Raw genomic sequence first — 12,943 nt, forward strand, 5'->3', positions numbered from 1 at the left:
GGAAATTTTGTTTTAAAAGACCTTGATTTCACTTCAGTTGAACCTTAGGGAAATAAAAGCGATATTTCCTATTCATTTGCCCGATCTATAGAATCCAATCCTCATGATGAAACGTGCTTCTCTTGCCACCCTAATTCTTTTTATTGTCCTTCTTTCCTCCTGCCAAAAAGAAAAAAAGCTCGCCTTAAATAAAGGCAGCCGTATTGCTTTAGTTGGAGGAAACCTGGCTTCCAGAATGATGGAATTTGGCTGGTTTGAAACTGAAATGCATTTACGTTATCCTGATAGTGCGTTGTTTATTCGAAACATGGCCGACCCTGGAGATACACCGGGTTTTCGACCTCGATCTGCAACCAATGATCCATGGGCTTTCCCAGGAGCTGAGGTATTTCAGGATGAATATGCAACCTATTCCGACTCACAGGGATTTTTTGAAAAACCAGACCAATGGCTAACACGCCTTCAAATGGATATGGTGATTGGCTTTTTTGGTTTCAGTGAGTCTTTTCAGGGAATAGAAAAACTTCAAAACTTTAAAGATGAGCTAGAAGCTTGGGTAATTCATTCCAAAGCTCAAAAGTATAACGGGAAAGCTGCTCCTCAATTGGCACTGGTTTCTCCTATCGCGATGGAAAATATTTCCGATATCGTAGACGTTCCGGATGGAATCGAGCAAAATGAAATCATTCGAGCTTATACACAAGCGATTGAGGAAGTAGCCAAAAAACATGAATTGGTTTTTGTGAATGCATTCACAGCGAGTCAGAAATGGTATGAATCTACTGTTGAACCTTTGACAATTGATGGCTCACAACTTACTGAAGAAGGATATAAAAAATTCGCTCAATTATTGGCAGATGAACTTTTTGGAGAAGCTGATCAAAAAACTAATGGAAAACTAGAATCCGTACATCAGGCTGTAATGGAAAAAAACTGGATGTGGCACAATGATTACAAAATCCCAAATGGCGTCCATGTTTTTGGAAGAAGGTATGATCCATTTGGCCCGGATAATTACCCCTATGAGTTGGAAAAAATCCGTCAACTCACCGCCAATCGAGATTCTGCCATTTGGGCTGCAGCTCAGGGAAAAGAATACGATTTGATAGCAGCTGATTCAAAAACCCGAGATTTACCTGAAGTTGAAACAAATTACAACCCTCAAGCGAATGGAAGTCTGGAATACAAATACGGAGAGGATGCTTTAGCAAGTCTGAAAGTTCCGGAAGGTTACAAAATCGAACTTTTCGCCTCCGAAGAAGAATTCCCGGATTTGGCTAATCCTGTCCAACTTTCTTTCGACAATAAAGGAAGGTTGTGGGTTGCAACCATGCCAAGTTACCCTCATTACAAACCCGGAGATCCAAAACCATTTGACAAACTCATCATTCTGGAGGACACGGACAATGATGGCAAAGCAGATAAGCAAACCATTTTTGCGGAGAACTTGCATCTACCAGTGGGCTTTGAAATTGCCGCAGAAGGAGTTTACGTATCTCAATTACCCAACCTAGTCCTTCTTCAAGACACGGATGGAGATGATAGAGCAGATAAAAAAACAATCCTGCTTTCAGGTTTTGATGATCACGATACTCACCATGCGATTTCTGCTTATACCACCGATGAATCAGGAGCGATTTACATGGCTGAAGGAGTCTTTTTACATACCAATGTTGAGACATCTTATGGTCCGGTACGAGCAACGAATGGGGGATTTTATCGGTATGAACCGAAGCGACACAAATTGGAGCGTGTCAACCAAGTCGCCATTCCAAACCCTTGGGGAATTGCCTTCGATGACTGGGGTCAAAATTTTTACCTCGAGACTTCCGGTCCAAACCTCAATTGGATGCTACCGGGATCTGTTCTTCCACGCTATGGCAACTCCAATTTCAAGGGGCCAAACTTGGTAGAAAAAGACCAAATGGTCCGACCCACTTCGGGCTTAGAATTCGTTTCCAGTCGTCACTTCCCAGATGAAGTTCAAGGGGATATTTTACTGAACAATACCATTGGTTTCTTAGGAACTAAGCAACATCGAATGATTGAAGATTCGGTTGGTTTCAAAACAGAATTTCGTCAGGACTTGGTTAGTTCTACCGATCGGAACTTCCGTCCAGTTGATCTTGAATTTGCTCCTGATGGTTCATTATACATCGTTGACTGGCATAACATTCTAATCGGTCACATGCAGCACAATGCCCGGGATCCGTTACGAGATCATGTACATGGCAGAATTTATCGGATTACCTATCCATCTCGGCCTTTGGTTACGCCAGCTAAAATTGATGGTGCCAGTATTCCAGAACTTTTGGAAAATCTGAAGCTTCCTGAATATCGAGCCCGCTATCGAACTCGAAGAGAATTGCGAGGACGAGACGCTTCGGAAGTTTATCAGGCTGTTGAAAAATGGATAGCTGACTTGGATCCATCCGATCCAAATTACGAACACAACCGTTTAGAGGCACTTTGGGTGACATGGGGAATCAATCAGCTTAATCAGGACCTTTTGGAATCACTCTTGGAGTCAAAAGACCATCGTGTACGAGCCGCTGCAGTTCGAGTACTCCGATATACTGGTCATCAAGTCAAAGACCAGGCAGACTTACTTCTGAAAGCAGCTTCTGACCCACATGGCAGGGTTCGCATGGAAGTCATAGCCGCCGCATCTTGGCTACCTCAGGAAGAGGGAGTGCGAGTTTTGGCAGAGGTTGAAAAACAGCCAAAAGATGGGACTTGGATTCCACGAACATTGGAAACTGCCATTGCTCATATCAATGGACTTTCAGTCGAGGAGAAAAAAGAAGAAGATATCAAGTCCAGTTTGACAGGTTCTGATCGAGAGCTATTTGTCCTAGGAAAAGAAATCTATGCTAGGGAAGGATTTTGTGGAACTTGCCATCAACTGGATGGAGGCGGATTGACCGCTTCCCAATTCCCTCCACTCCGTGGCACCTCTTGGGTGACTGGTAATCAAGAACGATTAATCAAAATCGTCTTAAAGGGAATCATGGGGGAAATCGAAGTGAACGGTCGCGTATATCCGGGACAGGTTCCGATGACCCCTTATGAAGGCATGCTAAATGATACCGAAATCGCCGCAGTACTCACCTATGTACGTAATTCCTTTGGAAATCAGGCTTCTCCCGTTTCTCCGGATTTGGTTAGACAAGTTCGGGAAGAAGTGAAGGATAAAAAAGGATTTTGGACAGCTGATGAATTACTAAAAAAGCATCCAATGGAAAAATAGGAAAAACCCTCTTGTTTCAATTTTAAACCTAATCAAATCTTTCATCAGCAGTAAATATGCTTATCCGTATTCTTTTTTTCTTGGCTTTTCTCTTCTTGATAGACTGGTATTCCTTCCAGGCTTTCAAGGCTTCATTTCCCGGTAATTTTTGGGTCAAGCTTGCATTTTGGAGCTTTTCCATTATCGTTTACCTTTTTGTCGCTTACACTTTTCTCACCTTTAGCAATAGAGGAGTTTCAAGTCCAAATTTTGGGAGAATGGCCTCTCTGCTAATTCTTTCAATAATTCCTAAACTGATTATCCTGACCTTCTTATTTGGGGAAGATATTTTGCGGGTTTCCACAGGAGCCTTTCAATCCATTGCTGGAAGCCGAGAAGGAGACTTTTTGCCAGATCGAAGAAAATTTTTGAATCAGACAGCCTTAGCACTTGCGGCAATTCCATTTGTGGGAATCCTACATGGGGTACTGATAGGAAAATACCGCTATCGTGTAATCAGGCATACCTTGGAATTTGATGACCTTCCCGAAGAATTCGATGGCTTCACCATCACTCAGATTTCGGACATTCATTCCGGAAGTTTTGATGATAGAAAGAAATTAGAATACGGCGTTGACTTAATCAATCAACAAGGCTCGGATGTCATTCTCTTTACCGGTGACTTGGTCAACAACCGATCTGAGGAAATGGAACCTTGGATAGAAACCTTCAAAAAGCTCCATGCTCCCTTGGGCAAATACTCCATCTTGGGAAATCATGATTATGGGGACTACATGTCTTGGCCGAGTCAGGAAGCCAAAGCAGCTAATTTGCAGCACCTGTTTCAAATTCAGGAAGAATTGGGATTCAAGCTTCTTCGCAATGAAAGCGTCCAAATCCAAAAGGGCAATTCAAGTATAGATCTTATTGGCGTAGAGAATTGGGGAAAAGGATTTGCTCAATATGGAGACTTGGCAAAAGCAGCGGCTAATCTGACTAAGGAAAGCTTCAAAATTCTGATGAGTCATGATCCTTCTCATTTTGATGAGGAAGTAAAGTCTTTTGCACACCATATTCACCTCACATTGAGTGGACATACCCATGGAATGCAGTTTGGGATAGAGATTCCCGGCTTTATCAAGTGGAGTCCTGCATCCCTTCGATACCCAAAATGGGCTGGTTTATATGAAGAACTAGGTCGCTACCTCCACGTCAACCGAGGCTTTGGATTTTTGGCTTTTCCGGGAAGGGTTGGGATTTGGCCGGAGATTACGGTGCTGGAATTGAGGAGGAAGTAAGGTGACATCAGGAAGTTCATTCTTAGGGAAACTTTTGCCTTCCAATTATCCGAATAATTTTAACCTCCTCATCCATCTTGAAAAAGATAGTATGGGAAATATGGATACAGAATCGGTATCCTTCTTTGAATTCAGAAGCCATTGGATACATTTCAGGATTTTTTGCAATCCTTTCAAATGTTTTTTCTAAAGAACTGAAATAACGTTCAGCTTGTGATTCACCAAATGTTTTCAATCCATAAAGAAAAATCTGAATTAGATCTTCCTCGGCTTGAAAGCTAAGTGAATAGCTCATAAAGTTTTATTTGCTCTTTTCTTTGCCTCCTCCAAAATCTCAGACATGGTTTTAGTAGAAACACCACTATCTTCTCCTTTGATCAGCTCATTTCTAAGCCAAATCAGCTCATTTTCCTTTTCTCGCTGACGGCGGATCAAATCGTTGATCAATTCACTTTTGCTAGCATACTCATTCTCCTCTACTTTTTGTTTCAACCAGCGATCATTCGGTTCAGTTACTGTAATTGTTTGTCTAGCCATGGTTGTGTTCTTTTGGTGTAAAATTACACCAATTCATCTTAATGACAAAGCAGAAATGGGTTACCAATTTATTTTAAGATGATAGAAGACTCGAGATTACATATACTATGTTTTATTATTCTGGATCACCTAAACAATAAACACAATCACTCCCAAAATGATAAACAATCCAAATAGTGGGGATGGGGGAGATATCATGTACAAAAAATTGAAAAATTCAGGTATTTGAGTGGCTTTCAACTCATTTTCTTTTCAATAGATATCTTGTGTGGCCATTAGAATAGCCGAAAATTAGGGTATCCCCTAAAAAACCATAGCGATTAGTCCGAGTTCCTTCACTAGTAATCATTTCAAGGAATTGATCATCCGTGGTTTTCCATTGGAAAGTTGGAATGGCCGAATAGTCAATGGGAGCATTTACCCCAAGTCTTTTGGCATCATCTCTCAAGAACTGTGGATCAATGATCCATTTCCCATCTCTTGTGAAAGTTTCGATGTAGCTCTTTCCGTAAAACTCATCTTTGACGATTTCTCCATTTTCGTCTTTTGAAAAAAGCATCGTCCATTTCCCAACCAAGCGGGGGTCTCGCTCTGCTTTTTGAATAAATGCTGCAGTACAGACCAATAGAACTAATAAAAAATATCTCGTTTTCATTGAGCCTAGGTTAGTTATTTCTTTTCTTTCAATCCTACACGAAGAAGTATTCCCTGCGAAATAACCAGAAAAACCACGGCAATTGCTGTGAAATTAGGAACCTTATTCCGTCCATCCATCCAAAAACCAGATTGCCAAAGAGATAGACCACCAATCAATAAGGCAATCAAGATCATGGAAAGATGGAAATAGAGTCGACGTTTGCTCATTCTGAAAAACTAATTTTAGAGTAATAACTCAAAATCTTGATAAAAAAACAAAGCCTCTCGAAGATTTCTCCTCGAGAGGCATTATTTCAGCTTTCTGATTTTAGCCTTCTGACTTCAAAGCTTACTTCAAATTCTTATACCGAATTCGCTTCGGCGTCACATCACCAAGCCGCTTTTTCTTGTTTTCCTCATAGTCGGTGAAATTACCTTCAAACCAATATACCTGAGAATCACCTTCAAAAGCCAAAATATGCGTACAGATACGATCCAGAAACCAACGGTCGTGGGAAATGATCACCGCACAGCCACCGAAGTTTTCCAAGGCTTCCTCCAAGGCACGAAGTGTATTCACATCCAAGTCATTGGTCGGTTCGTCCAAAAGCAAGAGGTTTCCTCCTTCTTTCAGGGTCAAAGCCAAATGAACGCGGTTACGCTCACCACCTGAAAGCACCCCAACTTTCTTCTCCTGATCAGATCCGGCAAAGTTGAACTTGGAAACATAGGCTCTCGAATTCACCTCCTTATTTCCTAACTTCATCAATTCATTGCCTTCAGAGATCGTTTGGTAAACTGTTTTATTTGGATCCAAATGATCATGCTCCTGATCCACATAGGCAAGTTTCACTGTCTCACCTACCTCAAAGTTTCCGGAATCCGGTTTCTCCTGACCAGTAATTAATTTGAAGAGCGTGGTTTTACCCGCACCATTTGGACCGATTACTCCTACAATACCACCTTGAGGCAGAGAAAAACTCAAATCTTCAAATAGCAACTTATCGCCATAAGCTTTCGAAACATGATTCGCTTCAATCACCTTAGCACCCAATCGAGGTCCGGGTGGAATGAAGAGCTCCAGTTTCGCTTCTTTTTCTTTTGCTTCTTCTCCTACTAGCTTATCATAAGCATTCAGACGGGCTTTCCCTTTTGACTGTCGGGCTTTTGGAGACATGCGAATCCATTCCAATTCCCGCTCTAAGGTCTTTTGACGCTTGGATTCCGTCTTTTCTTCTTGCTTTAAGCGCTGTTGTTTTTGATCCAACCAAGAGGAATAATTCCCTTTCCATGGAATACCCTCTCCCCGATCCAATTCCAAAATCCATCCGGCTACATTATCCAAGAAATAACGATCGTGAGTCACAGCAATCACCGTTCCTTTATATTGCTGCAAATGTTGCTCAAGCCAAAGAACGGACTCCGCATCCAAGTGGTTAGTAGGTTCGTCCAAAAGCAATACATCCGGCTCCTGAAGCAACAATCGACAAAGTGCTACACGCCTTTTTTCTCCACCGGAAAGATTTCCCACGTTGGCATCGCTAGGTGGAAGTCTCAAGGCATCCATCGCCTTATCAAGCATCACATCCAATTCCCAAGCGTTGGCAGCATCCAGTTTTTCCTGAACCTCCCCTTGACGCTCAATCAATTTGTTCATCGCATCAGGATCATCCATTAAGGCAGGATCCATGAATTTCTCATTGATCTCTTCAAACTCCTTCAACAAATTCACCGTGTCAGCCACAGCCTCTTCTACGACTTCTTTAACCGTTTTATTGGGATCAAGCTTAGGTTCCTGCTCCAACATTCCCACGGTATATCCCGGTGAGAAAACGACCTCACCTTGATAGTCTTTATCTACTCCAGCAATAATCCGGAGCAAAGAGGACTTCCCCGAACCATTTAGACCCAAGACGCCGATTTTGGCACCATAGAAAAATGAGAGATAGATATCTTTTAGTACTTTTTTCTGAGGCGGGTAGATTTTTGATACCCCGGCCATGGAAAAGATGATTTTTTCTGCACTCATGCGTTGAATTTTTCCTGAGAATTTGCGTTAAACAGCAAAGATGCAAAAAAAGCCCTTTCTTAGGATAAGTGCTTTTGAATTAATTAATTTGCGGAAAATTGAAAACGACCACCTATAACCTACTGTAGTGCGATGGATCATCCATATGGATACATTAAAGACAATAAAGTTTTTCTGAAAGGATTTTTGGGGAAACCTGATCGAGAAATCGGAGAAGTGAAGGAAGATGAGGCATCAACCATCGCTTATTTTGAAGACCGTTTTGAGCAGATAAAGGAAAAGGTAGAAAAACTGAAAACGGATATCCAAGAGAATCAAAACAAGGGTTCTTTCTTGATGAAATTGATCCACCTTCGAGATTCTTTGTATGCCTCTGACGCACTTGGCGATTTTGTTCCTTTGATCGAAGAGCTTAATCAGCAGGAAAACTACCTAAACGAAATCATCCAAAGCAATCGGGCTAAAAATCTGGAAATCAAAAAAGCTTTGATCCAGGAAGCTGAAGCCCTGAAGGATGACACAGACTGGAAACAAACTACAGAAGCTTTCAAGGATTTGAAAATGCGCTGGATCAAAACCGGTCCTGTCGAAAAAGAAATCCAAGAAGAAATCGAAGCACAGTTTAACGATGCCGTGCAGCATTTCTTTGAAAACCGAAGACATTATTATGAAGGCATGGCCCTTCAGGCTGAAGAGAATATTAAGGTTTATGAAGCCTTGGTGGTGCAAGCGAGAGAAGCACACGATCTTCCTGATGCCAAGATGGCTTTTGAAATCAGTAAGCGGATTCAAAAAGAATGGAAAGCTGCCGGTAAAGTACCTGCCGAAAAAAGGCAGCCACTTTGGGATGAATTTTCTCGCTTGAACAATCGGATTTTTTCTCGATACAAGCGCACTCTGAATCCTGGTCCACAAATGCACCCTCGAGAGGTGATGAAAAAAGTGGAAACCCTAACAGAGGAAATCAAAAAATTGGCTTCCAAAGATAGTAGCTATGAACTCATTCAGCGAGCAAAGGAAATCCAGCAAGAATGGCGAAAGCTCCCTCCCAGAAAGCCAAAAGAAGCCAATCTTTTGGCACGTTCTTTTCAGTTTTTCTCGGACGTTGTTTTCGAAAAAGCTTTCTTGAACAAGTTAATCCATAATAAATACCCGGATTTTGATAGTAAATCTCAGCAGGAACAAGATCATATCCGTACTTCTCTTTTGAAAGATTTGTTGCACCGAGATCAGACTGAATATGAGACCGCTCAGGATAATTCAGGTAATTTCCGAGTTCAGACTGGAGACTTTGAAATTATGATGAAGAAAAAATTATTTGGTCTTAAGCGGAAAGTGGATGTAAAAAATCACATCTTAAAGCAACTTTCTCAGAAATAATGAGTACAAGCATACATATTTGAAAAAAAAGATAATTTTGCACCCTTTATAATCCGGAACACTCTAAAACGAATACTATGTACTGGACACTAGAATTAGCATCCTACTTGGAAGACGCTCCTTGGCCAGCAACCAAAGACGAGTTGATCGACTATGCAATCCGCTCAGGAGCACCACTTGAAGTGGTAGAAAATCTCCAAGAATTGGAAGACGATGGAGAACCTTATGAAACCATCGAAGAAATTTGGCCGGATTATCCGACCAAGGACGATTTCTTCTTTAACGAAGACGAATATTAATTGAAAGCCCCATTTTTTGGGGCTTTTTGTCTTTTAGGCTAAAGCCCAAGTACTTGTCTTAATCGACTGTATCCTGTCTTACTGACTGGAAGTTTTTGCCCACTTTTCAAAAAAACCAAATAGCTATCCCGCTCATAGGGCTCGATCCGCGTAATCTCATTCAAATTCAGCATGTAGGATCGGTGAATCCGTGCAAACTTTTCGGGAGATACAGCATCTTCCAAAGCTTTCATCGTCATCTTTTTGAGATAGGTACCTGATTCAGTTACAATCCGAATGTAATCATCCGATGCCTCAAAATAACTGACCTGATCGGTAGGAATTATCTTGATTTCATTTTTAACACGAACAACCAAGCGCTGTCCCTTATCCGCCAATTCGGAGATTGAGGTAGTCTGCTTTGCCTCACCAGCTGAATATTTTTCTAAAAACCGATCTATTGCCTGTTGAAATCGCTGCTTGGAAAAAGGCTTAAGTAAATAATCAATGGCTTTCGCATCAAAAGCTGCTAAAGCATACTGATCAAAAGCTGTCGTAAAAATCACCTCAGGTGGATCATCTAATAATTCCAGCATCTCAAACCCAGTGATTTTGGGCATTTGCACATCCAAAAAAATTAAATCCGGCTCATGCTGTTGAATGGCTTTGTACCCCTCAAAACCATCATGACAGATTGCTGCGATTTCAAAGCGTTCATCATCTTTCAAAAATTCCTCGACCACGCTGGCTGCCAAAGGTTCATCGTCTATTATGATGGTTTTGATCATTTTGGTTGGGGTATTTTCAAATTTACTGAAAAACAAGTGCCTTCTTCTCGGGTACTGAGCAGGTCATTTCTTCCAAAAAGAAGATATAGTCTTCTCCTCAAAGAACTAAGTCCAAAGCCTGTTCCTTTTTGAGGAGGATTCTCCGGGTCGTATGGATTATCAATTTGAACAACCAGGTAATGTTGCTCTTTTTTTGAACTTAGCTGAATCTTTACTTCTCCAGTTACTCCATACAGCCCATGTTTGATGGCATTTTCCAAAAGAGGTTGAATCAACAATTGAGGAATTTTAAGTTCTTCAGAATCTGGGGAAATTTCGAATATAACCTCAAGCCGATGCCCAAATCGCACCCGCTCAATTTCAAGATACATTTGTAAATAATCGAGTTCCTCCTTTAAAGTAGTCCAAGTCTTTAGGTCTTTTCGAATGGTCCCTCGAAGAAAATCCGAAAGCATAATCACCATTTCTCTTGCTCGATCCGGCTGACTCATGACCAAAGCACTAATTGAATTCAAGCTATTGAATAAAAAGTGTGGCTGAAGCTGCTGTCTTAATTGGGAAAGCTCTGCTTCTTTGCTCAACTCCATCATGTGCAATTCGCGATTCTTGGTCTCTTCCTGCTGCTCCAGTCTAGACACAACCATCGCCAATAGAGTGATCATTAAAGCAGCTAAAGCCAAAATAGCCCAACGGAGGTAAAGGTTATTCTTCAAAAAATCTAAATACTCCAAATCCTCAGAAAAAGCCAAAGGAACTGAAAACCGATGAAGCAAGACTACCAAAAAAGATAGAATCAAAGGAAGAATCAAAAGCAGAATCATATTCCCGCTTTTGGGATTGTAAAAGGTGAAAATTCGATCAAGAACAGTCACCAATCCAACAAAAAGAAGAGTGAAAATCCCAGCATCAATCAAGGCTCTAAACATCTCGATTTGATAGTGCCTTAAAATCAAAAAAGTACCAAGGAACCAAGCTAGGCTGGCTCCTTGGATAATCCAATAGTATTTTTTTGTGGATCGGAAGGCCCTTGAAAACACAGTTCTTGCGATTTGATTGATGGAAATTCGTTAAAATGATTTGATTTCCAAACCGCCAAAGAAAACCGTACCTCGAAGAACAAGTACTTTATCAGCATCTACTTCCGACTGGCGATAGATTCGCTTATCCTCTACGCCTGCCGCGACATTCGTCACCTCCACACGTACATCCCAATGAGGAGGAACAATAATTTTCATACCTCCGAAAATTACATCTACCTGTAGATTGATTAAGCCGGAAAAATCCGCTTGAGTCAAATCCAAGTCAACTCCACCAAAGGCAGCGGTGAGTTTTCCTCCCTGGAAATTTTTGGATAAAACCCGCTTATTCACCCCACTGAAGACCGCATCGATGTTGATTCGATCTGAGAAACTTGTTCCCGAAACCCCTGAAATTGGTGGCTTTTGGGAAGAATCGGAAGAACCTGACCCGGAAAAACTGCTAGAAGCACCTTCACTGTCAGATCCTGAATCAGGGGATTTAAATGTTTTATTTCGGATTTGATCCTGAACATTATCCATGATCCGCTTTTCTTTTTGTTTTTGGGTAATAAGGTAAATACCCAAAATGATCAAGCCAATCGGTAAAATGTAGCGTTCAATTCCGAAGTCAAATGCGAACTCTCGATCTAAAAGAAAGTAAACGCCAAGAAACAACATGATTCCACCAAATAAGGAGCGGAATTGATGCTTAATCGATACAACAAGCCCGATTGCAATCAAAATCATGGGCCAACTGAGTAACCATCCGGGAAAGAAAATTCCCAACTTTCGAAGAAGTAATAAAACGCCTAAGCCTAAGATGATAAATCCGAAGATTAATCCTCCGTCGCTACTTGAACTGGGTTTAGAATAATTTGCCATCGCTTTTTGAGTTTTGAATGATGCCCAAATGTAGTATGGCTCAATTAACGCAAATAGTAGCAGTCGATAGCCTATCTAAAAAGTCGGTGAATGCGGAGAAAAAGTCGGTAAAAACGCAGGGGATTTTTTACCGACTCTTCATTTTCTGAATCAAAAACTCCGCATAATCCATATCTTCTGGTGTAGTAATCTTGATGTTTTCTGGATTCCCGGGAATCAAAGTAACCTGCCAACCTTGATGTTCATAGACGGTTGCATCATCGGTAAATTGAGGCAATTCTGTCACTTCAAAAGCCTTCCGAATTTTTTGGATATCAAAAGTCTGTGGAGTTTGCACCAATCGAAAATATTGCCGCTCCTGATAAAAACTCCGATCATCATCCATCAATTTCCTAATAGAGTCTTTTAAAGCTACCACAGCCACAGCACTCCCTGTTTCTGCTGCCTTTTCAAAACTTTCTTTGATGACATTTTCATGTACAAATGGCCGCACCCCATCATGAATAGCTACAACTCCTTCCGAAAAGGAAACAGCAGTAATACCATTTTTCACAGATTGAAACCTTGAATTTCCTCCGGCAACAACCTGATGTGGGATAGTGAAGTCATGCTGTTGACATAAGTTTTCCCAAAGCTCAAAATCATCCCCTGGAATCACCAAGATCAATTCCATTTTTGGATCAACTTTATGAAAAACTGAAAGCGTATGCATTAAAATTGGCATCCCTCCTATGGGAAGGTATTGTTTGGACATAGGGCCTCCCATTCGAGTACCTCGCCCTCCTGCTACCAAAACTGCTGCTTTTTGCATGTGTGATTTTTTGAAAAAGTAGTTTCGTACTACTCCTGATTTTTGAAATACCAAGT

Annotated in this window: 14 protein-coding genes; 4 read left to right on the forward strand and 10 right to left on the reverse strand. The window is 41.2% G+C overall.

All coding sequences use genetic code 11. The features are described 5' to 3' along the window. The first annotated feature begins 103 nt into the window (after window positions 1-103). Window positions 104-3,250, forward strand: coding sequence for a PVC-type heme-binding CxxCH protein (locus E4S40_RS13640; RefSeq protein WP_135075187.1), 3,147 nt, complete (start codon window positions 104-106; stop codon window positions 3,248-3,250). Window positions 3,251-3,278: 28 nt separating this feature from the next. Here the strand turns inward: E4S40_RS13640 and E4S40_RS17240 are convergent, their stop codons facing one another. Continuing rightward, window positions 3,279-3,431: a hypothetical protein gene (locus tag E4S40_RS17240; RefSeq protein WP_237563199.1), complete on the reverse strand. Its 153-nt coding sequence runs from the start codon at window positions 3,429-3,431 to the stop codon at window positions 3,279-3,281. Between the two features lie 76 nt (window positions 3,432-3,507). Here E4S40_RS17240 and E4S40_RS13645 point away from each other — a divergent pair, with 76 nt between their 5' ends. Further along, window positions 3,508-4,527: a metallophosphoesterase gene (locus tag E4S40_RS13645; protein ID WP_237563200.1), complete on the forward strand. Its 1,020-nt coding sequence runs from the start codon at window positions 3,508-3,510 to the stop codon at window positions 4,525-4,527. Window positions 4,528-4,549: 22 nt separating this feature from the next. Here the strand turns inward: E4S40_RS13645 and E4S40_RS13650 are convergent, their stop codons facing one another. From E4S40_RS13650 to ettA, 5 genes are all read right to left on the reverse strand, one after another. After that, window positions 4,550-4,822 carry a type II toxin-antitoxin system RelE/ParE family toxin gene (locus E4S40_RS13650; protein ID WP_135075192.1) on the reverse strand — a complete coding sequence of 91 codons (273 nt, stop codon included), beginning with the start codon at window positions 4,820-4,822 and terminating at the stop codon, window positions 4,550-4,552. Beyond that, window positions 4,819-5,064, reverse strand: coding sequence for a ribbon-helix-helix domain-containing protein (locus tag E4S40_RS13655; protein WP_135075195.1), 246 nt, complete (start codon window positions 5,062-5,064; stop codon window positions 4,819-4,821). Before E4S40_RS13655 ends, E4S40_RS13650 begins: the two co-directional genes overlap by 4 nt. Window positions 5,065-5,305: 241 nt before the next feature. Continuing rightward, entirely contained in the window at window positions 5,306-5,719 is a 414-nt protein-coding gene (locus tag E4S40_RS13660; protein ID WP_135075198.1) for a hypothetical protein, read from the reverse strand. A gap of 14 nt (window positions 5,720-5,733) precedes the next feature. After that, the gene (locus E4S40_RS13665) at window positions 5,734-5,928 is read right to left on the reverse strand and encodes a hypothetical protein (protein WP_135075201.1); all 195 of its coding nucleotides are present in this window, start codon (window positions 5,926-5,928) and stop codon (window positions 5,734-5,736) included. A gap of 121 nt (window positions 5,929-6,049) precedes the next feature. After that, window positions 6,050-7,729 (reverse strand): energy-dependent translational throttle protein EttA, encoded by a 1,680-nt coding sequence (gene ettA, locus E4S40_RS13670; protein ID WP_135075204.1) that lies wholly within the window; start codon window positions 7,727-7,729, stop codon window positions 6,050-6,052. 132 nt (window positions 7,730-7,861) lie between these two features. Between ettA and E4S40_RS13675 the strand changes: the two genes are divergently transcribed. Together E4S40_RS13675 and E4S40_RS13680 are read left to right on the forward strand one after the other, a co-directional pair. Continuing rightward, window positions 7,862-9,109, forward strand: coding sequence for a DUF349 domain-containing protein (locus E4S40_RS13675; RefSeq protein ID WP_135075207.1), 1,248 nt, complete (start codon window positions 7,862-7,864; stop codon window positions 9,107-9,109). 77 nt (window positions 9,110-9,186) lie between these two features. Further along, a complete protein-coding gene (locus E4S40_RS13680) occupies window positions 9,187-9,408 on the forward strand; it encodes a DUF2795 domain-containing protein (protein WP_026952747.1) in 222 nt (73 codons plus the stop codon). Window positions 9,409-9,446: 38 nt separating this feature from the next. On the opposite strand, the gene E4S40_RS13685 is transcribed toward E4S40_RS13680, so the two are convergent. The 4 genes from E4S40_RS13685 to E4S40_RS13700 form a co-directional block, all read right to left on the reverse strand. Continuing rightward, the gene (locus tag E4S40_RS13685; protein WP_135075210.1) at window positions 9,447-10,175 is read right to left on the reverse strand and encodes a LytR/AlgR family response regulator transcription factor; all 729 of its coding nucleotides are present in this window, start codon (window positions 10,173-10,175) and stop codon (window positions 9,447-9,449) included. Next, on the reverse strand, window positions 10,172-11,101 hold the full coding sequence (locus E4S40_RS13690) for a sensor histidine kinase (protein WP_135075213.1): 930 nt from the start codon (window positions 11,099-11,101) through the stop codon (window positions 10,172-10,174). Before E4S40_RS13690 ends, E4S40_RS13685 begins: the two co-directional genes overlap by 4 nt. A 141-nt stretch (window positions 11,102-11,242) precedes the next feature. Beyond that, window positions 11,243-12,076: a LiaF transmembrane domain-containing protein gene (locus E4S40_RS13695; protein ID WP_135075216.1), complete on the reverse strand. Its 834-nt coding sequence runs from the start codon at window positions 12,074-12,076 to the stop codon at window positions 11,243-11,245. Window positions 12,077-12,203: 127 nt separating this feature from the next. Next, window positions 12,204-12,887: a 2-C-methyl-D-erythritol 4-phosphate cytidylyltransferase gene (locus tag E4S40_RS13700; protein ID WP_135075219.1), complete on the reverse strand. Its 684-nt coding sequence runs from the start codon at window positions 12,885-12,887 to the stop codon at window positions 12,204-12,206. Window positions 12,888-12,943: the final 56 nt, after the last annotated feature.

It is taken from the genome of Algoriphagus kandeliae (assembly GCF_004571135.1).
GTDB lineage: Bacteria > Bacteroidota > Bacteroidia > Cytophagales > Cyclobacteriaceae > Algoriphagus > Algoriphagus kandeliae.

Coding starts and splice junctions, on each gene's coding strand:
- E4S40_RS13640 (WP_135075187.1), top strand. CDS start 104: ATGATGAAACGTGCTTCTCTTGCCACCCTAATTCTTTTTATTGTCCTT.
- E4S40_RS17240 (WP_237563199.1), bottom strand. CDS start 3,431: ATGGAAAAGCTCCAAAATGCAAGCTTGACCCAAAAATTACCGGGAAAT.
- E4S40_RS13645 (WP_237563200.1), top strand. CDS start 3,508: ATGGCCTCTCTGCTAATTCTTTCAATAATTCCTAAACTGATTATCCTG.
- E4S40_RS13650 (WP_135075192.1), bottom strand. CDS start 4,822: ATGAGCTATTCACTTAGCTTTCAAGCCGAGGAAGATCTAATTCAGATT.
- E4S40_RS13655 (WP_135075195.1), bottom strand. CDS start 5,064: ATGGCTAGACAAACAATTACAGTAACTGAACCGAATGATCGCTGGTTG.
- E4S40_RS13660 (WP_135075198.1), bottom strand. CDS start 5,719: ATGAAAACGAGATATTTTTTATTAGTTCTATTGGTCTGTACTGCAGCA.
- E4S40_RS13665 (WP_135075201.1), bottom strand. CDS start 5,928: ATGAGCAAACGTCGACTCTATTTCCATCTTTCCATGATCTTGATTGCC.
- ettA (WP_135075204.1), bottom strand. CDS start 7,729: ATGAGTGCAGAAAAAATCATCTTTTCCATGGCCGGGGTATCAAAAATC.
- E4S40_RS13675 (WP_135075207.1), top strand. CDS start 7,862: ATGGATCATCCATATGGATACATTAAAGACAATAAAGTTTTTCTGAAA.
- E4S40_RS13680 (WP_026952747.1), top strand. CDS start 9,187: ATGTACTGGACACTAGAATTAGCATCCTACTTGGAAGACGCTCCTTGG.
- E4S40_RS13685 (WP_135075210.1), bottom strand. CDS start 10,175: ATGATCAAAACCATCATAATAGACGATGAACCTTTGGCAGCCAGCGTG.
- E4S40_RS13690 (WP_135075213.1), bottom strand. CDS start 11,101: ATGTTTAGAGCCTTGATTGATGCTGGGATTTTCACTCTTCTTTTTGTT.
- E4S40_RS13695 (WP_135075216.1), bottom strand. CDS start 12,076: ATGGCAAATTATTCTAAACCCAGTTCAAGTAGCGACGGAGGATTAATC.
- E4S40_RS13700 (WP_135075219.1), bottom strand. CDS start 12,887: ATGCAAAAAGCAGCAGTTTTGGTAGCAGGAGGGCGAGGTACTCGAATG.